Here is a 20,796-nt window from a genome sequence, read left to right as displayed (position 1 = left end):
GCTGCTGTCAGCATGGAGGTCATCGGTGGGCACTACTGGCTGTTTCAAGCGGTGCGGCTGCCGCCCGACGGGATCGTCCATGGGCCCCTGCCCGAGACTGCGCCGTGTAGGCGGGACGTGGAGCGTCGACCACGGGACCTGGTACTACCAGATGGAACTACCCAGGGTGAGTGGTGGTCGCCGACGGCAACTATGCCGGGGTGGGTTCCGGATACAGCGCGACGCGCTCGCCGCCCGGGACCATGCCCGTGCCCTGCTCGACCTTGCTCAGGGCGATGCCACACTGCTCGGCGAGATCACGGATCTGCTGGTCGCGAGCCGTCGGACGCGGCCGCTCGCCTCCGTTGATGCCGTACGCCGCAAAGTTGAGGCCCGGCGCAGTCTCGACGGTTCCACCTCGGTCGCCACCTACCTGCGACGCTGGCTCCAGTGGTGCAGGGTCGATCCGAACACGCTGCTTGCCTACGAGGGGCACGTCCGGGTCCACCTGATTCCGCATTTGGGCGAGTTGTCCCTGGACCAGCTGCGGGTCGACGACATCAGGATCATGTTCGATGCCATCGAGAGCAACGGTGCGAAAATCCGTTTGTCGCAGGCTTCACGCGACGCCGCGGTGCGGGCGTCGGTCCGCGGACTGAGGCCCGCCGGCCCCTCCACCTGCCAACGGATCTGGGCCTGCCCCGTTTTGACGGACATCCGAGATCAGGGGACCTGGGGTCTCCGGGAGGATGTCCAGCATCATGGAGAGCATGGGAAAGAAGCGGCCGCGGCCTCGGCGTTCGTTCACGCCGGAGTTCAAGGCCGAGATCGTCGAGTTGTGTCAGCGTGGTGACCGCACGCTCCGGCAGGTCAGCCAGGACTTCGACCTGACCGAGACGGCAGTGCGTGAGTGGGTCAAGCAGGCCGAACTCGACACCGGCGTCCGCGCCGATGGGCTGACCACCGACGAACGGGCCGAACTCGCACAGCTGCGCAAAGAGAACCGCAGGCTGCGCGAAGACGTCGATGTGCTCAAACGGGCAACGGCTTTCTTCGCGAAGGAGACCCGGTGAACGTCTTCCCGTTCATCGCCGCGGAGCAGGCCGGCAAGCACAACGTTAAACGTGCCTGCGAACTGCTCGAGGTCTCCCGATCCGCCTACTACCAGCAGAAAACCGGCACCCAGTCGCAGCGCGAGCGGGTCGATGCCCGGCTCACCGACAAGATCACCGTGCTGCACGAACGGTCCAAGGGCACCTACGGGGCGCCGCGGATCCACGCTGACCTCACCGAACAGGGGCTACGGCACGGCCGCAAACGCGTCGCCCGGCTGATGCGCATCGCCGGACTCGCCGGCAAGAGCCCACGCCGCTGGCGCACGACCACAATCCCGGATCCGGCCGCCGGGCTCCGACCTGACCTGGTCGGCCGCGATTTCCGTGTTGATCCTGGCGTAATCGATACCCGCTGGTGCGGCGACATCACCTACATCAACACGTGGCAGGGCTGGCTCTACCTGGCCACTGTCATCGATCTCGCATCACGCCGGGTCGTCGGCTGGGCCGTGGCCGACAACCTCAAGACCGACCTGGTCGACGCCGCCCTCGCCGACGCTGTCGCACGCCGCCGACCCGAGCCCGGGCTGGTGTTTCATTCCGACCGTGGCACGCAATACGTCAGCGCCCAGCACACCCGCCTGGCACACCGTCACGACATCCGCCTGTCCGTCGGCCGGCGCGGACAGTGCTGGGACAACGCAGTCGCCGAGTCGTTCTTCGCCACCATCAAAACCGAACTCCTGCACCGCCAGGCCTGGCCCACCCACCAAGCCGCCCGCCAGGCCATATTCGAATACATCGAGGGCTGGTACAACACCCGCCGCCGACACTCAACCCTCGGCTACCTCAGCCCTGCGGCCTTCGAGACCACCAGCTCACAACCGCTACCGATCGACCGAGCCGCCTAACTAAGATCAACACAACGACCCTGTCCGTCGAAACGGGTCAAGCCCAATCCGCGCGACTCTCCGCAAGGCGCTCAACGACGCCATCGCCGAGGGACTGATCGCAACGAACCCGGCCACACACGTCCGGATGCGCCGGGCTGGATCGGCCGGACCACTGCTCTGGACCGACGAGCGGGTCGACTACTGGCGAGACACCGGACAGGTCCCCGGTCCGGTCATGGTGTGGACGCCCCAGCAGACCGGTGCGTTTCTCGACCACGCCGCCAAGCACGACCAGGACCTCTACCCGCTGTTCCATCTCATCGCGTACCGGGGACTACGCCGCGGCGAGGCCGTGGGCTTACGCGACCTCGACACCGCACTTGATCGCGCCGAGATCACCATCGCCAACCAGATCACCGCCATCGGCCGCAGACTGCGCCGGAAGCGCCCGAAGAGCGAATCCAGCAATCGGAGTATCGGACTCGACACCGTGACCGTCGCCGTCCTACGCGCCTACCGCAGCCGGAGGCCCCGTGATCGCAATGAGGGACTCTTCTTCACCCGCCCCGATGGGTTCGCCTGGCACCCGGCCGCCGTCAGTCGCCGATTCCGCAGGCTCGTCGCGTTGACTGACTTACCACGTGTTCGCCTGCACGACCTCCGCCACGGCGCCGCCACCCTCGCCCTCGCCGCCGGGGTCGATCTCAAAGTCATCCAGGCGGCCCTCGGTCACTCCACGTTGGCGCTCACGGCCGATACGTACACCAACGTGCTGCCCGAACTCAGCCACGCCGCCGCCGAGGCCGTAGCCGCGCTTGTACCCCGCCGGCTGACGATGTCGGCATCCGTGTAGCCGCCACTCGGCGTGGCGGGGCCAGCGTCGAGGCACACGCTAGGCCGCGGGCCGGCCGGGGGCTACTGGTAGCTAGTTGTACTGCCCAGGGAGGCTGGTCAACCTGGTAATGGGTGGCCGGCCGCCGGTGGCGGTGTGGGGTCGGTGGCGATTGTAGTCATGTATGAAGGCCGGTATGGCCTTCCTACATGCGTTCTCCGATCCGTAGAAACGGGCGAGTGCCCAGCCGTCGGTATGGTGCGAGGAAAGCGTTCGAGCTTGCCGTTGGTCTGCGGCCGGTAAGGTTGGGTCTTCTTCGGCGTGATGCCGAGTCACCGGTTGCCCTTGGGGTCATCGTTGACGGCGTAGGCCGCGAGCGCGCTGAGTAGCCGCAAGTCGCGCGCAACTCGCCCTCTCCAAGGCTGTTAGAGACGGCGGCCCGGGCGATGCTCGGGACGGTGGGACCGAATCGCGATGGCTGGTTCCTCGTTGTCCCTGTCAGGCCGTCCAGTTCGAGCGTTGGCTCCTCGGTACTCGTTCAGCAGCACTGAGATGCCTTCGCCTACCGTCGGTGCGGCACCAACAAAGTGAGGCGACGACTTCTTGGCAATTCGTTCGTTCGCCCGCTTGTCGGCGAGGCAACGAGATCGTCGAGGCGTTGACTGATGAGGCGGGCAAGGACAAACCGAGGCGCATTGAGGCAGCGCGTAGCGGTGCCAATTCATCGCCGCGTGGTCATGTACCTGTTCCGGACACCGGGGTAGTCTAACGCCGACACACGCGTTTGAAACATATCTGTCTTAAGCCGATCCGGCGATGTACGATCACGCGTCCCGGCAATCGGGACGGAAGGAGGTGGCGTTAACTGATGGCAACTCACAGCGGTCCGGTCATTCGGCCGAGGCTAGTGAACCCCGCAAACTTCCTCTTTGCCACCCGTGACACTGGCTACAAGACGACCGGACTTGCGATCGCAGAACTGATTGACAACTCAATACAGGCCGGGGCGCGGAATGTTGCGGTGGAGGTTTCTGCTGAGCGGGGTGCCGATCGGCGGCTTGAGATCACGGTGCTGGACGACGGCAAGGGTATGGATGCCAGCTTGCTCGCGGAGGCCCTAACCTTTGGTGGGACAAGCCGGTTTAACGATCGGGCGTCGCTGGGGCGCTATGGCATGGGGCTACCGAACGGCGCACTTAGCCGCTGCCGCCGCGTCGAGGTCTACACGTGGCGGCCTGGTACCAGTGTCTTGTGGGCGAGGCTAGACATCGACGAGTTGGTCAACACGGGCGATGTGACGCTGCCACCCGTTGAACCGATCGACCGGCCGGAGTTTGTGCCCACCGCTCCGTCCGGTACCGTGGTGCGGCTGACGCGCTGCGACAGGGTGGAGTATAAGCGCCCGTCAGCGCTCGCTCGCAGACTGAGGGAGGATCTAGGACGGATCTACCGACACTTCCTTGCCAACGGTGTGAGCCTGCAGGTCAACGGCCAACTGGTGGTGGCAAACGACCCGCTTTGCCTTCAACCCGGATCGAAGATCACAGGTGGAAGCCAGTTCGGCAACAATCTGCTCTACGAAGTCCCAGTCGGCTCGGTGACCGGCACTGTCTCCGTCACGTTCAGCGAGCTTCCGATCGATCGTTGGCACGCGTTGTCGACAGAGGAGAAGCGCGATATGGGCGTCACGGCCGGTCCTCCGGTCTCCGTCGTTCGTGCTGGGCGTGAGGTCGACCGTGGGTGGTTCTTCATGGGTGGTAAGCGCCGCGAGAACTACGATGACTGGTGGCGGTGCGAGATCAGGTTCGATCCGACCCTTGACGAGTTGTTCGGGATCACGCACGCCAAACAGGCCATCTCGCCGCGGCCCGAACTGTTGGATATCATCTCATCGGATCTTGAGACGATTGCACGAGCGTTGAACGGTCGTGTTCGGAACCGCTTTCTCCTAGTGAAGGCCACGGAACCACTGAGCGCGGCGGAACAGCAGGCAGCTCGCGCCGATCCGTCACTGCCATCCCTGCCGCGCGTACGCCGGCCCATCCCTGACGAACTTAAGGATCTGGTGGACGGTCTGAGCCGGCATGAGGCCCCGTACCAGATTGCGGCGGCGGAATTGCCCACAACGGCGACATACGAAGTAGTGGTGCAGGATCGCAAGATAGTCGTACTACTCAACACAAAGCATCCGTGGTATCGGGATCTGTACGGCCCGCTGGCGATGAGTGAGTCAGGTAGAGATCATGATCTTGCGCGCCAAGTTGCGCTCACCGTTTTGGCGTCTGCCCGCGCTGAGGTCGCGTTGCAGCGAGGTGCTGAGCGCGGGCATGCACAGAAACTCCGCCATGCGTCGTCTGACGTACTTGCTACCTTCATGAATGCCTAGCATGAACCAGGTGTGGTTCCCGTTGCCGTCTCCGCCAGGGTGCCAAGCCGCCGATCGACGGGCCTTCGCCGAGCTTGGCCGCGCACTGGCAAGCGGTGACGGTTCGGCACGCCAGATAGCGCGCGAACGGTGCCTTGCTCGCGAGAACCCCTCCCTGACAGCCGCTACACACGTATTGCTCGATCTTGCCGGCCAGGGCTGGCATGTGCAGGTTGATGGCGACCTCGTCGCCATCTCCCCGCCGACAGGGATGGCTGACCCTGTTGAGGAGAAGCAGCGAGTACGGCTGCAGGAGCTTATCAAGCGAGATGAGCAGCTGGCCGCTCCGTCGGTACGTCGGTTTGTCGCGACAATGGAGAAGCCCCGGGAGTTCGACGGGAAGTTTGTTTCGATCTTCAGCCTTATGCGCGACGGCAAGGAACTCGCAAACGCGCTGCAGGCCATGGACAGGGAAGCGTCGGACCCTGGAGATCTGCGCAAGATGATCGACCCTTACGTGCAGATCGCGTCAGGCGAGCGTTGTATGCAGACCGGGTTCAGATTAATGGACATTTGGCGGTACTTCCGTCATACCTGGTCGAATCAATACACCAGCACCCCGGGGCGGACTATGATGGTCCTGATCCGGGACCGCGCAGCTCCGTTTCACCCAGTTATCGGTATTGCCGCACTCGGTAGCGCTGTCGTGCAATTAGCAGAGCGCGACGACTGGATTGGTTGGCAACCGACGGTGTTCCTAGAGAAGCTGCGTGCCGCCCCGACCCTCCGCATGGCGCGCTGGATTGCGGCCCGCTTGCAGACCGCGCTTGACGAGCTGTACGTCGACGACCTGGTCAAGGACGGCCTGTACTGGCCCTCGTTGTGGGAGAACACTGCTACGGAAGCGATCCAGCGGCTACTGAAGGAGGCCGAAAGCCGCCGACGGGATCATCATCGGTTCGTCAAACCGACGGACTTCAAGAAGGTGCACGATGCCGACGATACCGAAGGATGGCGTCGGCGTGCCGAGTCGGACCTCTTCCGCAGCAAACGCTGCCTGGCACTGGCAGACCTCCTCAGCGCCCAGCAAGCGCTCGCGCCCTACCTATATCCGAAGGCGACACGCACGGGGCTGTCCCGCGCGCTCGACGACCCGAAGGCGCGGCGAGCGATTATGTCCGTATTGCGGCGGGCCAAAGCTGACGCAGTAGGAACAGAGATCGCCGATCTCACGGTCTGCGGAGCTGTCGCACCCTACAATACGCTGCTGGGTGGCAAACTCGTGAGCATGCTCGCGGTCAGCCCTACCATTGTGAAGGCATATCGCCAACGCTATGCGACATATGCCAGCGAGATCGCATCATCGATGGCTGGTCGCCCGATTCGCCGACGGTCAAATCTCGTTTTCGTTGGCACGACCTCGCTCTACGGCTCGGGCGCCAGCCAGTACAACCGGATCCGCATCCCGCCAGAGGTGCTTGGCGGATCCTCGCCTATCGAGTTCCGCCAGCTAGGTCGGTCGAAGTCGTTCGGTACGTCCCATCTATCGGCGGAATCGGTGCGAGCGTTGGTGCGTTTGGCGGAGCAGACTGCGCGCGGCGCGCGTGTCAACAGCATCTTTGGCGAAGGAGTGAACCCAAAGTTCCGCAAAGTTCGTCACGGCTTCGACATCTTGGAGTGGCCGTCGGACACTCTGTTGCAACACGGGCGTCAACGCATCATCTACGGCATCAGCCTGGTGGACAACCTGTTACCGTACCTACTCGGCGTTGACCTGGAGCCAAGCTACAACTTCCGCCGTCGTCCCGGGGCGGGGGACGTGGACGCCGTTTCCGAATGGTGGATGCACCGGTGGTGCTACCCGCGCAGCAAGTCGCCGGCGGTGTTGGAGGCGGTTGCGGTGCACCGAAGCAATAGACCAGCCAGTCATGGTGCGCGCGTCACTCTGCCCACCCTGCCGCAAGTACCCGGCGAGCATGAGCAATTGGAGCTATATTGATTCTTTCTAGAATCAGCCGATTAGGGTTTGGGCTCTCGGAGGATAGCGATGCGCCTCTTTGAGACTCTAGTCACTTCGGTGGCCTGCGACGATCTACGCCGGATTCCACGCTGACGAGGGCTTATGCAAGGCCAGCGATGAACTCCGCTAGCGCCCTCAACAGCCATGCCGTCGACTGGCTCGACCTGCCTCGGCTATCGCAACTGTGGCCTCCTGAATTCATCGGGTCGATCTCGTGCCGACGGGGCTTCGGTGTTGCTGTTACTTACCGTAGGTGCTGAGTGTGCTCGTATGGATGATGTCATTCACCGCACGACGTCTGGTCACTCTGATTCGCGAACTACCGCTATCCGACGAAAACCACAGGTTACATCGACGCCAGCGTTCGCCCCGCGAAGGTGATCGGCAGCCGACAGTCTGGCAACAGCAACGACGCGATTGTGTACTGGCCGTCAGTAGGAGCAGCAGTTGGAAGGTTGGCCAGTCAGGGTCGATGGCGGCTATTAGGCAGTCGGGAGGTCGAATGCTGTATCAAAGCCTCGCGACCGGCAGCCCGTTGCCCGGCTGAAGGCCAGTGCCGACCGTGGGTGAGCTGACGGCTCCAGACGCTTGGCTCTGGTAAAGGCCTCCTGGAGGCTCCTCGCTTCCCCCGGAGGGCTACTTCTGGGATCATCGTAACGTGAGAATTGACGAGAATCTGCTACCCGGTCTTTCCTGCCCGCACCTCGCCTCCGCCAGTAGCTGCCTGCCCTCCGGTATCTCGCTACCCTCGTCGCTACTGGGGCACCCGACTGGTGCGGACCGTTGTTTCGGGATGGGGGATTCATGACTCGGCCCGCTCCGATTGCACGGGACGTCGCAGAGGTGCGCGAAAGCGTCGTAGGAAAGAGGATTGCTCACTTTCAAATCTGCGGAATAAACTCCTTGAAAACACTCCTGCCTGCACCGGACCACGCGGTGGGGGAGCAGATCGTTGACCTAGTCGTGAAGGCGGATGCGCGTCAGCTCACGATCGTTTCGGATGCACACACCATCGAGATTGACCTTGCCTGGACAGGGACGGTTATTCCTCTACGAAAAGATGTCGCTCCCTGGCGGCTGTCCGATGGCATCGCAATGCCAACCGTCCGGCTTGTCTTCGATGACGGAACGGGTATTGATTTCCGAGAACCGGCGAAGACGAAAAGGATCACGGTTTCCGTCCGCGTGAAATAGCTTCCTTCGGGCGGATCCGGCGGGCGCGAGAAGGAGGCCGCTATTCTCGGCGGGAGGCGCGCCATACCAGCGGACCTCGTGCACGGTTGCGAGTCCTTGAGCATCGATGATGGCTGTCTCGATCATGGTTGGTGCGATGATCATGAGGAGGACGGCTGTCGCGTGAGCGGCGGGATCAGGCTACGCACTCTCGCTCACGTGGCCGCGCACCTCGGCCACCGCCCCTGGGCGCCACCGAGGAACGTGTCCGCAGACCGATCGCGGGCCGGCCCGATCAGGACCGGTTCGTGTCCGGCAAGGCCCGGCTCATCTGGCGGCACAACGTCCAACCGCACATCGACGTCGCCCGAGCCATCGGTGTACTCGACATCGACGTTGAGTGGCTCAATGTTGGCCTGCTCACCATCCCTGCCGACAAGATCTATGGCCCGAAAGGCGGCGATCGCCCGCGGGGTCCAGACGAGGCGGCGGGGATCCGCACGGCGAGCCAACTCCGATGACCGTGACGAGTTGGTCAGGATCAGGTGCCTGCAACAGTCTGCCGATCATGGCCCTCCGACGAGCGGCGGCGGCCGTCGTACAGCCCGGGCGGGACCGCAACAGCTTCCGGAGAGGTCCATTCAACGCGCAAGAGCAGCAGCCGCACGGAGCGCTGCCGCGGGAACAGACGTATGTGGGACTGTAAAACGAACGGCTCTGTCTCACATTCGGTGGTGACGGAGGTGTCGTTCAGACGAGCAGGATTCGGTAGGAGCGGGAAGCCGGCCCGTCCATACATTTGGCGCTTCGTGAGCTTGGTTTTGGTGTTGACTCCTTCCGCGCCGCCGTTGTGGAACGGCGAGGTCAGAGCGGCGTTGACGGCGTCGCGCTCCAGGCCGAGTCCGCAGGTGAGGTGCAGGTGGGGCAGGTCGACGGCGTGCGCCTCGGCGATCCAGCCGCGCGTTGCCGTCGCCAGGGGCGAGCAGGATGGCGAAGTAACGCACGAGTTCGGCGAGGCTGGTCATTTCCGAACATGCCGCGACGAGGGCGTCGAGGAGTTCCCGTTGGTGGTCTTTGAGCTGGTCGGGGTGGTCAGGAGGTATCGGGCGAGGCGGCGAGCTGAGATGGCGGGTCGGTCGGCTTCGACGCGGCCCTGGCTGGTTGTATCGGTAGAGCAGATTCAGCGTGCCGGTGTAACCGAGTTGTTTAATCTTCTCCAACAGGCGCGTCACGGGGACCGGCGGGTCCTGTTCACGTCGACGGCGCAGGCGGTCGCGGTAGCGGTCGAAGAGGGTCGCGGTACTGCAGTGCCCGAACCAGGCGTTCGGGCTCGTCGATGCGCGCGTAGCGCTTGACGGTGTTCAGCCCGAGGGTTGACGGCGTGCGCACTCGACCAGGCCGATGCTTTTGTCGAGCAGGTCGTGGATTTGCTGCCACCGCTCGCGAGTGGTGGGCGGCCCGTTTCCCCTGTCGAAGCGGCGGGCGGCCTTGGCCCAGCAGGCGCTGCGCCCGGCGACCTCCTTCAGGACGGCTCGCCCAGGTTGTGCCAGATGTGCCACCGGTCCGCGAACTGCAACGCCCCAGGCAGTGCACGGCGGACCGTCTCGGCGTAGGCGCCGGAACTGTCCCTGCACACGATCTCGACGCCGGGGTGGGCGCGTAGCCATCCCTCGAGGGTGTCTGCTTTGTGGTCGGGCAGGACGTCGATCTGCTGGCGGGTCCGCGCGTCGATGAACACGGTCGCGTTGCGGTGGTGGCGGCGGCGGGCGAAGCCCGTCCACCCCGAGCACGCGGGGCACCTCCCGCACCGGCAACGACAGGCGTAGCAACATACGCAGCGCGGTGTGCCGGGAGGCGACCACCGCCAGGGCGGACAACGCGCACACCAGCGCGGCCGGCCAGCTGCTGGACCCGAACCGACCTGCACGCCAAGCCAAGGCGTGCGTCGCTGATAACGCTCGAGGATTCCTGGCAGCTGTTCGCGGAAGGTCTGGCGGCAGCCTCTGGTTGGGCACACCAGACGACGCGCCCGTACCCGGACTACCACCCGGCGTGCGTCAATCGGCACATCAGCGAGGGTTACGGTGGTGATAGCCGTGCACCCCGCCCGTTTCGGCGCCACAGCCGAGGCAGGACACCGTGCGATCGGAGTCCTGGCCCGTGCCAAAATCCACTCATCCTCGTCCACCACGTCCTCGATCACCAGCGGCGACAGACCCGAGAACACCGTCGCCACAACATCACTGGCCTCTCACACGTGAGGTCAACGACACCAGTCACGCTTCGTCACCACGGAACGTGAGACAGAGGTGTTCGTGTTTTTGCAGTCCCTGGAGGCGGGCGGCGCACCATGCGCCAGATATTTCCCGCACCGTCTTCCGGTCCAGGCCGGTCTCCCTAGCGCTCTGCGACAGACTCAGCCCAGCGCCACGCAGCGCACGGAACGAGCGCAACTCCAACCACTGCTCCGGCTGCGGAATCATCGCCACGCACCGCCCAGTTCATACCGGGCAAAGCCGTATGCATGGGACGCGGATGAGCTCACCGGCAGGCCGTGAACTGACCATGTAATGGTACCCACCTGGGGAAATGGACCCGTACGCCGGCAGGTGGGGTTCGAAAACGATGGAATCAGCGAAGATGGCAGAGCGGGCATAACTCATTTCGAATAGATCAACAGGGCGGGACAACTTTGATGATCTTCCGAACGGTCATGCCCGCTCTACCTCCACTCAGGGCGCGGCTACATCGTCCAACTCAAGCCGGACACCGGCCACCACGTTGCCGAGGCACCGGCCGCTAGATCAACTGAACCGAAATATTCTCAAGAGATTGCGTCCATCACCTGACGGCTCGCGTGCGGCAGGTTGCGATAGACGACGAGCTCGTCAATCAGGATCACGTTCGAAAGATCTTCGTGCTCATTGAGCCTGCGTAGCTTATCGTCGGCGGCGTGTCCTGGCGTCAGTGGACCATGGATGCCAACGATCAACTCACGCCCGCCCGACCGGACGAGTATCGGAGCTTCGATCAGACCGATTCCGGTGAGATCGATAGTTGCGTGACGCCTGACATCAACATCAACAAGGCCCTGCCGGCAGAGATCTTCGAATAGACGATCGGCGGCTGAATCTATCCGCGCTTTGTCGAGTGTGGGTGCCTGACCCCGGACTACGTACCGCAATAGCATGGCGCCGAGGTGCCGATCCAGCAGGCGATGTTCGAAACGGTTCTTGAAGCTGCGCAGGCATCGATAGCAGGACGTTTCGCAGTTGGCGGGACACCCCTCGAGGAGACGAATCGCTTCTTCGAAGACCACCCTTCCTAATCCGCCGACACGGCGAGCGAAACCAGCACCGCCCGCTAATGTGTCATAGAGATAGATTTCCGCCTCGAGCCCCGCATGGCCGCCTTGGCTTAGCGCCGGCCTGTATTCGGCCTGAAGTTCCCCCGATTCAATCTGCAACCACTGCGTGGCAGCGATCGTGATGGCCTCGGAGACAGTTCGTAATGCTACCTCAGTCGCGAGCAGACCGGGACGCAGTGTGAGTGGAGCTTCAACTCGTAGAGAGACAAGCAGCACGTCAGATATGAAGTCAGTGCCAAGAACCAGTCCTCGGGTCGACGCCGTAGCTGGACAGACTGGCTCTTTGGCGTCGGGGTAGGGCTTTGGGTGAGTACGCGTGACGCTGCCAGTTGGAATGGCGGTGGGTTCGATCCTTCCACAGAGCGTGCAGTAGGTGTAGCCCTCGCGCCTCGGACCGGTGTTTGTTACTAGTAGGTGATTTCGCTCGTAAAATTGGCGAATGCGTGGAGTGATTGGCTCCCAACTATCAGCATCGCTCGGTCCGCGAGCAATCAATTTTGCCCTAGTCGCATAGCTGCGGGCCGGTTGATCGTCCGGCGAGGTGCCCTCTTCAAGTTCTTGGGAGTGCGCGAATCCTGGTGGACGAATCCAGTTCTTTGCTGCCTCGAACGTAGCCGCAGAGCCGCATGCTGGGCACGTGCGCCGCTCATTTCGGTCTGCCTCATCGTAGCTCGCCGTCATGGCGTAGTGGCAAAGGGTGCACTCGAAATAGAGGCGGCGTTCCCTCCATGCACGGAAACGATCACTAGACAGAGGAGAGTATAAAGCTCCGGATGTCCACAGCTTTCCGTCGATCCATACCTCCTTGCCAGGTGCGTATTGTGTTAGGGCGATCGGCAGGCCTTGGCTCGGGGCGTACCGATACTCTGCGCGGAATCGCGTTGAACGGTCCCGGTCAAATACATGGAACGAGACCACATCAGTGGGAAAGGCGTAACGTGGTAAAACCCCCTTGTAGAGCAGACGGTCAAGGAGATTCTCGACAGCCGAGCGAGGATCCACTCGCTCGTCACCTGTTTCGGGTTGACCCTCGACGACCTCTGGCTCGCCCTCGGCTCGACCATCATTCGAACTTGGCCGGGATCCACTGAGAGTAGAGGCGGGATCGCCGATGGCGCCGTCCACTGATCTGAGCGTTTCCTCGACGAGCTTCTCGAGTAGCTCCTCGCGCCCATCTCTGGAGAGCTCCATCGGCAACCAGCGACCGATCTCATCGACGAGCAATGGCTCCCTTTGCCGCAGCCAGGCCTCGAAGTCTTGGCGATTCAGCAGTGAGTTGGCGTCGGCGAAGTCGGCCACGGTGCCGAGTACCTCAAACAGTTGAGGTTGATCCTCGGGCTGAATCATGGGAAGTCGGGCCTGGTGGTACCTCTGAAACAGGAAGGCCGTGACATGTCGTCTCGTAATCTCGGTGTTATCGAGGGTTAGGACGGGATCAACGACCGCGCCGCGGATCATGGCGTCAGGCTCGGCAAAGTAATGCTCGTCGTGGCTGTCGGCGCTACCGAAGGCGATAACAGTTGCAACAGCGTTGCCTCGGCGGCCGGCACGGCCGGCGCGCTGCTGGTAGCTCGCCCGGGATGGCGGCATGTTACGTAGGGCGACCCCGGAGAGCGTCCCAATGTCGATGCCCACTTCCATAGTCGTGGTGCACGACAGGACGTCAATCGCCGCGCGCGGCTGTTCACCCGGACTGGGTACGCCAGGATCGACGTCTTGGAAAAGCAGTTCGTGTTCTTCTCCCTTTGAAAAGACTTCGTCGGACTGTGAAGCGTTCAATTGGGCTGTGTGCTCACCTGCGATGATCGCTACTGGCGGTTGTGGTCGATCGCCGAGTGCCAACACGGAACTAGCACGATAGTAGCCCTTCCGTGCGGTGAAGGCCGCATCGGTATTCGGATCGATCACGGTTACGCTGTCGCGTCCACACGCGATGCATTTTGGTGACCCGGGAAATGGGCGCTGAGTTGTCCGACATGCCTGACAGTAACCCCACTCTAGAGACAAGTCGAGTGCTAGGCTTCCTGCCCGCATTCGGTACTTCCTGGGGGCGACAGACTCGCAAAAGAGGTTGAGTAGCGTTGGTAGCCACTTTGCCTCAAATACCTTCTTGGCCTCTCGGCCTGCTACCCACCTATCTAGAAGGCGGAACTTGCCGGAGTGTGGCCTGACTCCCTTGGCCGTCTGCCACCAGCCAGGATTCATGTTCTGGAACCAGATACCGGCGGTAGGGCTTGCCCATTGAGACAGCCATGCACGGGCGAGTGCCAACTTCTCTGAATCGGTCGTCGCTAATCCAGGGACGGCTGGTAGCCCTTGAATCTGGTTTTGTAGCGTCTGCTGTTCGCGAAGCGACGCGAGACCGAGGGATTGCAGCCCATAATAACGATCAGTGAGAGTAGTAACCATTCCTTGCAGCAAGGATTGAGGTGGTGGTGCAGAACCGAGCTTGAGCAGTTGAAAAAGTTCGGACGGGTCATGTAGTGCATTGCGTTCGAGGACAGCAGCAACCTCGCGTATAACGTCTAGAGACTCAGTTCCTTTCAACTCCGGCCTCAACCGTACGTTCAATCGGCGGGCACCGACGAGCACCGCGAGGTAAAGTTGTTCGAGACTTAGTGACGGGGCTAACATATCAATGTTGTTAAGCTCGTGCCATCCCTTAAGGATCAGCGGCCGGAGTACCCCGCGCATTGAGTAGGTCTGCAGGTTCGGCGCAAGCCGAGCGGCGGTTTGGCGCGAGTCTGAAAAGGCGAGCACCTTACGGCCGCGTAGAGGCGCGAAGTCGGAATAGGGTTGAGTTCCCTGCGGTTGAACCTCAATTTGGCGAGTGACGAGAGCTTGGAAGGGCTGGTCACCCTTCGTTTGATGGTCCTGTACTGACGACCGGCCGTAGCCGGCGGTTGTGCCGCAGACGCCGCACGGTTTGAACTCGCCGCTCGCTGTGGCGCTAATCAGCTCGTCGTCGTTATCTCCCACGGCTTCTCCGGATCGGCTGCGAGAAATGAAGACCTGCCGGGTTCGGTCCCCAAGAGTCATTGGATTGAGGCGACCGGTTGTGAGGTCCAACTCTGCTGGCTCGACCAGGCCGGTCGGCTCCTCCAAAAGGAGATCTATGGGAAATAGCTCCTTAACTTGGCTCGCCGCCGAGACGAATTCTCCGCCCGGCTCGTTCCAGAGGAAGCGGGGGCTTTGGAGGTCGTCCGTATAGGCGCGGGCGTAAGCCGATCCGCAGTTGCGGCATGTGTACAGCTCGAACACGCAGGCCCCGCAAGAACACACAGCCCTTGGTTGGGAGTAGAGAGCACCGACGGGGCTACCGCGATGTCTCTCTGCTCGGGCAGAACAGTTCTGATCTGCACACGCCCACAGGCCGGGCAGGCCGCGGAAGAACGCATGGATTCGGCATGGAAGGAGCCCGGATTCGTTGCTAGACCGTCGTGCGGTGCTGCCTAGAGCAATCAGCGCTGTGACGGCTTGGTCGGCTAGGTCCGCGGCCGACGTGGCGAATATCCTGGACCCGAGCTCTTCAAGCGGCATGGCCTCGTTCATCGTGAGGTTAACCAGAAGGCTCATCGGGGGGAAGTCATTCAATGCCTCGTATAGTGCACGTCCGATGTCAGCTGTTTCGTCGTCCACATGACGGTAGGCCAGGAAACTATGAGCGGCTTCCAGACGGCCGTGGTCGTCCTCCGATGCATAGAATCGGTCCAAGTCTACGGAGGCCAGTGACTGCGCATCGGCCTCCGATCCCTCCGTTTGATTACTGCGGAGTGCAAGCGAGCCATTTATGGTTTGAAAGTCATCGGAGCGCTTACCAACAAGTTGAGCAGCGAAGACCCGTGCGTGCGCCTGATCGCTGAAGCTGGCACTGGTACAGATCACCTGTAGCCGGTCGGCCGTGATATCCAAACGGGCACGTAGCCGCCGCAGTAGAAGCCCAACCTCGGCACCAGCCGCGCCTCGGTACAGGTGCGCCTCATCGACGACTAGCAGGAGCCGTTCACTGGGGTTATTAGTAAGCCATTCGCGAGTCGCGTCGAAAATTGGCCTTTCTAAGGGACGCATCAGCATGTACTCAAGCATTGAATAGTTAGTGACGAGGAGATCAGGCGGGTTCTTCAGTACCTCGTGTCGGGTGAGCAGTTCGGGGTCCTCAGGAAGCAGGTTTGCCCGGACAAACTCACCGTCACGGCGTTGCCACCGCGTCCCGCTCTCGCCGAACCAGCGACGTAAATCAGGTTTTGCTGGCCATTTGCCGCGAGCTCGTAGGCTGGCGATCAAATCTCGAGCCCGGTCTCCCTCAAGTGAGATGGGATCAGCAGCTTGTTCAAGCAATGAAACGTAAAATCGCTCAATGGGGCGGAGTCGAACTTGATCCTTCTTGGCTGTGCGAACTCCTGGGTACAACGTGCGACTGGTGTAACGGGCAAAACGGGCCGGCCTGCCGGCCCACTCGGTGAATTGGTCCGTTACTCGTGGGTTACCGATGAGAGATCGTAGCCGCCCTAGTTGATCGTTGACGAGCGCGTTCATGGGGTAGAGAAGCAGTGCCCGAACCGCAGGTGTGGCGAAGGACTTCGGGGTGCGCTCAGCTTCGGTCGCGAGCTTGGCCAGGATCGGAAGGAGAAACGATTCGGTCTTGCCCGAGCCGGTGCCGGTAGTCACGACAAGGCTCTTGCCGTCTCTGATCGAAGCTTCCAGAGCCGTTGCCTGGTGGGTGTAAGGGGGGTCGTACAAAAGTGGTGCCTCACCGTTTGTCGTCTCCGTGAGGGTGTCGAATAGAGACCTTGCAGGTGCTGGGATTTGAAGGTCGCGAAACCGGCGCGACGTCTTGAAGCGAGGAGTGCTCTCGATATAGGGAGCGCGGAAGAGCACTCCTTCCTGCTCCAGCAACTCTCGTCGTTGAGCAATCAGCGCCGGGTGACCAATGTGGTAGGTAGCCTGGATATAGTCCTGAAGTGCGCCCCGAATTTCACTGATCGTCTGGGAGATGGTCAAATTAGTATCTGTCATCCGCGCGTCCTTTGGTAGTTAGGCGATTCATCCACAGCATCTCTTGAAGGAAGAGGAGTTCCTCGTCGACCTCATCCTCACGTATAGCGTAGGAGAGTAGAGCTCCCCGTGATCGAAGTAGTGGTGTACCAAGAATATCGAGGCGTCGCTGGGACCAACTTGGCAATGGGGAAAAGAAGTCAATTACTGATAGGCCTGGTCGCATCCCAGCCCTGACCTCGTAGATTTGCGGACGTCCAGCGAGGGCATCGAGGGCAGCCTGGAGTCGCCAAGCCTCATCCGCGGCCGGTGTTACGGCGATGTGTGTCGGAAGGTCAATCAGTTTATCGACAACCCCGTTAGATATGCTAGCGAAGCACCATAAGTCAGCGCCGTATGCTTGCGGCCTTCGGGCAACATATAGCCCGTCGTCGCCCGTCGTCGGTGACCGCCATCGTCCACGATAGAAGTGGACTGGCGTAGAGGAGTCGACTATCTTAAGCCCTAATATCTCGCCCGCCGGCCCGGCTGCTTGTAGATATGGTAGGTGGTCACGCACAAACTCGTCTGCGCTTTTGACACGCGGTGCCTTGAGCCACTGCTTCGGGTCTAGATGTATGAGCCCGTTCAATAGAAGTATTTCTTGGAGTGCGTCGGAGTCCGGCTGCCCGATCAGGCGACGAAGGTGATTGTCATATTCGATCAGGGCGGACAATTCGTGATCAAGAAGTGTTCCTCCATCCGGCCGGGTGCCTACTAGTATGAAATCGCCTGAGGCCCGGGGAATGAAGGCCGGTGGGCCAAGGAAAATCTGTCGTTCCGATGCCTGGCCGCCGTTAGTTGGCAGCTCAAGAATATCGCCGCACCCGATCAATCTGTTGAGTGCTTCTTCCAACTCAGTCTTGGTTTCGTCCGATGAACCAGGTAATCCCTGAGTGGCCTGAAATACGGCCTGGACTATTCGATGGGCCGTTGCTGGACATAGAAATGAGGCAGCCCTTCGCAGTGCTGTGGCTCGGGCTTCGGGGGAAGACAGGTCAACGCCAGCGTGTTCTAGACCAAGAGTACGGAGCGAAATCTCGGCCACCTCATCTGGTTCAATCCTCGTTACTGCCATGACCATCCCTGATAGATTCCGTCATCGTCTTTGGCGAGAGAGTGAACTGCGAGGACTATAAATCGGGCGGCACGCACAAGTACAGGCGACACAATCGCTAGTTCTAGTGCCGAGCGCAATTCGTTCGTATTGTCCAGCGTCCCTGGTTCGCTTGAGAGACGTAAAAGAATCTGTGCCAGATGCTCGCCTTCGGCACCAAATGCTGTATTCCTAACATAGGGAACCAGTAAGGGGGCAAACGTTTCCCCGCGCCGTTCGGTTTCTATCCGCACCCAGGCATAAGCTTGTTCTCCCCCAATTGCGTGTGCGAGGGAACGTTGGTGGACCTCATCCCCCACTGCCTGCTCTAGCTCCCGGAAGGTGAAATAATCGTCACCCCTGGAAACGAGCTCTTCGACGTGGGCCCACCTTTGACCGGCGATAAGGTTCATGAGGCGAACAGTCATGGCCCGGAGGACGGTCTGTCGTAGAACAACGGCGAACGGGTCTGCTGGCAGAGTTGCTGATTGCCACATCCGCGCCAGATTGATCAGCCTCAGCAAGCCTTCGACCGTGCGGGTTCCTTCGGGGACACGAGGGTTCACACGGGCTGCCCGGAGGTCAGTATGGTCACGTATGAGCGGTGGCAGTATGGCAGCACAAGTGAACTCGTCGACTACTGCTCGGATCAATCCTCCAGATGACCAGCGAAGCGGAGGCGGTTCTCCTTTCCATGTATCCATGCTATCTCGGCGAGCTGGCGCTGCGAAGTCATACCGCTCGAGGGCAGGCAGGGTACCCGTATTATTGATGAGCTTGGCTAAGGGGCCGACTCTATCCCTACTGATTACCCACCTCAGGGGCGAGAATTCGCGTTCGCAGAGGATGCTCGCGATTCCTAGGGCTCGATGCTCGGCCGTGATAATGCAGGATTCGGCGTAGTCGTAGAAGTGGCTCGCCATGTCGTCTTCACGCAACTTCGGCACTGGGATTCGGATCCCATTGGTTGCGTCGTGGGGTATCGTAAGTCGGAATTCATGTCTGTTTAGAGTCTTCGAGGCTTTGTCCCGCAACGCAACTCCGATTGATACTTGAACCCCCGGGGGACCGATCACTCGCAGTGCTGCACGGCCATCCCAGACTTCGCTAATTGTCGGGTTCGCAGGGTTGGCCGCGATCATCAATCCATCCCGGAATGTACCGCTTGACGGACCTGACTGGGGATCCCGAACTAGGATAGCTAGGGCTCCTTCGGCGACGGGCCCTTCGACATCAGCGTCAAGTAGAGTTACTTGAACGTCGTGGCTTCCGATACCAAGGTGGGTGAGGGTCACGAATATCTCTTCGGCGCCCGCTGGCCAGGTAACCAGATGCGGCTCGCGGTTCACTGAGAATATGCACGCTGTGACCGATCTGGTGGAGCGCACCGCGACGATGGGATCCTCACCGGCTAACCACTGTGCCGAGCCCTCTCCGTCCCAGCTAGCGGCAACGATCCCAGCCGGCCGGACCTCGACGTCTGTTACGACTGTCAAGCCAAGATGTTCTAGCTGTTTGATGTGAACTGTCTCAAGTATCGGGGGAGTATCGAGGCTTATGGTCTCGATGCCAAGGGTTGCGCAATCCACCGCTGTTGCCCATGAGGGTAGAGAGGTCGAGGGAATACCGTCTGAGACTAATATATAAGCAAGCCCCGAGCGTACAACCTTGCCTCGAACCTCGACAGCAAGTGCCGCGTCAACCACCCGAAACAGTCGTCGCGGCCCAGGAGACAGCGTGCACTGGTCCGCCAATAACGCATTGGCGGCATCGGACGCCTTTTCGAGTTGAATTAGTGGCGTCCCGTCCGCTGGCCAGCTGTTGAGCCGCAGTCGTTCTCCGGGGTAGAGAATTCGGCCGCGTGCAAGAGGTGGACCAGGTACACCCGCCACGCGTGCGCGTGACTGCCCGAGATCAGTTTGGATGCCTGGCATACGCTCTGCCAAGACCGACAGGTCAGGGAGTTCGAGATGAACAGCCCAGCCTTCAGATTCACGTCGTAAGAATAACTTGGGATCACTGGCGCCTGGCAGCCGCTGCCGGCTTTGCGGGAGCCCACCACGGGTTAGGTGGCGATCCGGAGACCGCAAGCCGTGAGTTCGGACCCGGCTTGCGGTGGCCTTGGCATCCCGGAGCCATCGAAGGGCCTTTCTTTCGCCTGACAGCTTCGCCACAATTCGCTTTAGAGTCGAGTCGGTCAGATACGGGGATTCCTCTTCGTCGCCCACGAGAAGAGCTGCGGCGACCTGACCTAGCAAGCTCGTGTTCTGGGCGAAATTCTGGAAGCGCGACGAGTAATGCCATGCTCTCGCCGCGAGCTTGACGCCGAGCTTTTGCGGGTCGGACAGCAACTCCGAATCGAGCGCCGTTCGAGATTCAAACAGAAGCCGCGCGAGCTGGCGTCCTAGATCCGTCGGCAACACCGCGTGCGTGATCGGCCAGGCGATGATGGAGAAATGACTCGCCCATGTGCCACTCGGTTCAGCGCCGCCGAAGGTGTCGCTGAAGCGGCGGAAGGTGCGTCGTATGAGGTGGCGGTCTGCGAGTTGTGTCCAGCCCGGTGTGCGCGACTCGAAAGTCGCCCAGTACTCGTCGCCGCTATAGTCGTAGCCGATCTCGGCAGCATAAACCACGAGAGGTAACCATGTCGCATGAGGAAAGGGTCCTCTGCGAACCGCTGCCCGGACCTCCAAGTTCAGGAGCTGCAATTCCATCTCCGAGAGTCCGTGCTCAAGGGCGAATAGCGGCGTGGCCTTCCCGAGCCGATCACGTCGGATGCGAATGTCGTGAAAGTGGTCTTCGAGGCGTTCCTGAAGAACGGTGAGGCCGTCGTTGCTCACTCGTGCCTGGCTTAGTGACACGGGTGCCATCCCCTGTTGGGCGATGTTGGGGGTCGCGCACCGACTCCCATTCGATCTATCGCCCGGGAATTGGCGGCCGAGAGGCGGGGCGGCCATAGGACTCCGTGTTTGTGGATTATGC

The 20,796-nt window shown here is 61.4% G+C and carries 11 protein-coding genes and 2 pseudogenes; 8 read left to right on the top strand and 5 right to left on the bottom strand.

Annotated elements, in window-relative coordinates; translation table 11 throughout:
• Positions 1-190 precede the first annotated feature (190 nt).
• Positions 191-499: a hypothetical protein gene (locus OIE47_RS10090; RefSeq protein ID WP_326561227.1), complete on the bottom strand. Its 309-nt coding sequence runs from the start codon at positions 497-499 to the stop codon at positions 191-193.
• Here OIE47_RS10090 and OIE47_RS37995 point away from each other — a divergent pair.
• The 4 genes from OIE47_RS37995 to OIE47_RS10075 all read left to right on the top strand — a co-directional run bounded on the left by OIE47_RS37995 (position 413) and on the right by OIE47_RS10075 (position 2,780).
• The gene (locus tag OIE47_RS37995) at positions 413-832 is read left to right on the top strand and encodes a hypothetical protein (RefSeq protein WP_442792139.1); all 420 of its coding nucleotides are present in this window, start codon (positions 413-415) and stop codon (positions 830-832) included. The genes OIE47_RS10090 and OIE47_RS37995 overlap by 87 nt on opposite strands.
• Positions 750-1,052 (top strand): transposase, encoded by a 303-nt coding sequence (locus OIE47_RS10085; protein WP_185755210.1) that lies wholly within the window; start codon positions 750-752, stop codon positions 1,050-1,052. The genes OIE47_RS37995 and OIE47_RS10085 overlap by 83 nt, the downstream gene beginning before the upstream one ends.
• A complete protein-coding gene (locus tag OIE47_RS10080; RefSeq protein WP_326556611.1) occupies positions 1,049-1,945 on the top strand; it encodes an IS3 family transposase in 897 nt (298 codons plus the stop codon). The genes OIE47_RS10085 and OIE47_RS10080 overlap by 4 nt, the downstream gene beginning before the upstream one ends.
• Positions 1,946-2,162: 217 nt before the next feature.
• On the top strand, positions 2,163-2,780 hold the full coding sequence (locus OIE47_RS10075; protein WP_326561226.1) for a site-specific integrase: 618 nt from the start codon (positions 2,163-2,165) through the stop codon (positions 2,778-2,780).
• A 72-nt stretch (positions 2,781-2,852) separates the two neighbouring features.
• Here OIE47_RS10075 and OIE47_RS10070 read toward each other — a convergent pair.
• Positions 2,853-3,091: pseudogene (locus OIE47_RS10070) on the bottom strand (integrase core domain-containing protein); the annotation flags it as partial.
• Between the two features lie 536 nt (positions 3,092-3,627).
• Between OIE47_RS10070 and OIE47_RS10065 the strand changes: the two are divergent.
• From OIE47_RS10065 to OIE47_RS10050, 4 genes are all read left to right on the top strand, one after another.
• Complete coding sequence (locus OIE47_RS10065; RefSeq protein WP_326561225.1) at positions 3,628-5,145, top strand: ATP-binding protein; 1,518 nt, start codon at positions 3,628-3,630, stop codon at positions 5,143-5,145.
• A gap of 10 nt (positions 5,146-5,155) precedes the next feature.
• Positions 5,156-7,123 (top strand): Druantia anti-phage system protein DruA, encoded by a 1,968-nt coding sequence (locus OIE47_RS10060; protein WP_326561224.1) that lies wholly within the window; start codon positions 5,156-5,158, stop codon positions 7,121-7,123.
• Between the two features lie 957 nt (positions 7,124-8,080).
• The gene (locus OIE47_RS10055; RefSeq protein ID WP_326561223.1) at positions 8,081-8,338 is read left to right on the top strand and encodes a hypothetical protein; all 258 of its coding nucleotides are present in this window, start codon (positions 8,081-8,083) and stop codon (positions 8,336-8,338) included.
• A 287-nt stretch (positions 8,339-8,625) separates the two neighbouring features.
• Positions 8,626-8,838 carry a hypothetical protein gene (locus OIE47_RS10050; RefSeq protein WP_326561222.1) on the top strand — a complete coding sequence of 71 codons (213 nt, stop codon included), beginning with the start codon at positions 8,626-8,628 and terminating at the stop codon, positions 8,836-8,838.
• A 248-nt stretch (positions 8,839-9,086) separates the two neighbouring features.
• Here OIE47_RS10050 and OIE47_RS10045 read toward each other — a convergent pair.
• From OIE47_RS10045 to OIE47_RS10035, 3 genes and pseudogenes are all read right to left on the bottom strand, one after another.
• A pseudogene (locus OIE47_RS10045) lies at positions 9,087-10,553 on the bottom strand (ISL3 family transposase); the annotation flags it as partial.
• A 588-nt stretch (positions 10,554-11,141) separates the two neighbouring features.
• Positions 11,142-16,700 (bottom strand): DEAD/DEAH box helicase, encoded by a 5,559-nt coding sequence (locus OIE47_RS10040; protein ID WP_326561221.1) that lies wholly within the window; start codon positions 16,698-16,700, stop codon positions 11,142-11,144.
• 1,086 nt (positions 16,701-17,786) lie between these two features.
• The gene (locus OIE47_RS10035) at positions 17,787-20,654 is read right to left on the bottom strand and encodes a hypothetical protein (RefSeq protein ID WP_326561220.1); all 2,868 of its coding nucleotides are present in this window, start codon (positions 20,652-20,654) and stop codon (positions 17,787-17,789) included.
• Positions 20,655-20,796: the final 142 nt, after the last annotated feature.

Origin of the sequence: Micromonospora sp. NBC_01796 (genome assembly GCF_035917455.1) — a bacterium.
In the GTDB taxonomy this organism is placed as follows: domain Bacteria; phylum Actinomycetota; class Actinomycetes; order Mycobacteriales; family Micromonosporaceae; genus Micromonospora_G.
Note: the sequence above shows the minus strand (reverse complement) of the source record. Positions and strands in the feature narration are given on the sequence as shown.

What these genes read in the sequence shown, in the direction of transcription:
- OIE47_RS10075 (WP_326561226.1), top strand. Translation starts at nt 2,163, where the DNA reads ATGGTGTGGACGCCCCAGCAGACCGGTGCGTTTCTCGACCACGCCGCC.
- OIE47_RS10090 (WP_326561227.1), bottom strand. Translation starts at nt 499, where the DNA reads ATGCGGAATCAGGTGGACCCGGACGTGCCCCTCGTAGGCAAGCAGCGT.
- OIE47_RS10085 (WP_185755210.1), top strand. Translation starts at nt 750, where the DNA reads ATGGGAAAGAAGCGGCCGCGGCCTCGGCGTTCGTTCACGCCGGAGTTC.
- OIE47_RS10040 (WP_326561221.1), bottom strand. Translation starts at nt 16,700, where the DNA reads ATGACAGATACTAATTTGACCATCTCCCAGACGATCAGTGAAATTCGG.
- OIE47_RS10065 (WP_326561225.1), top strand. Translation starts at nt 3,628, where the DNA reads ATGGCAACTCACAGCGGTCCGGTCATTCGGCCGAGGCTAGTGAACCCC.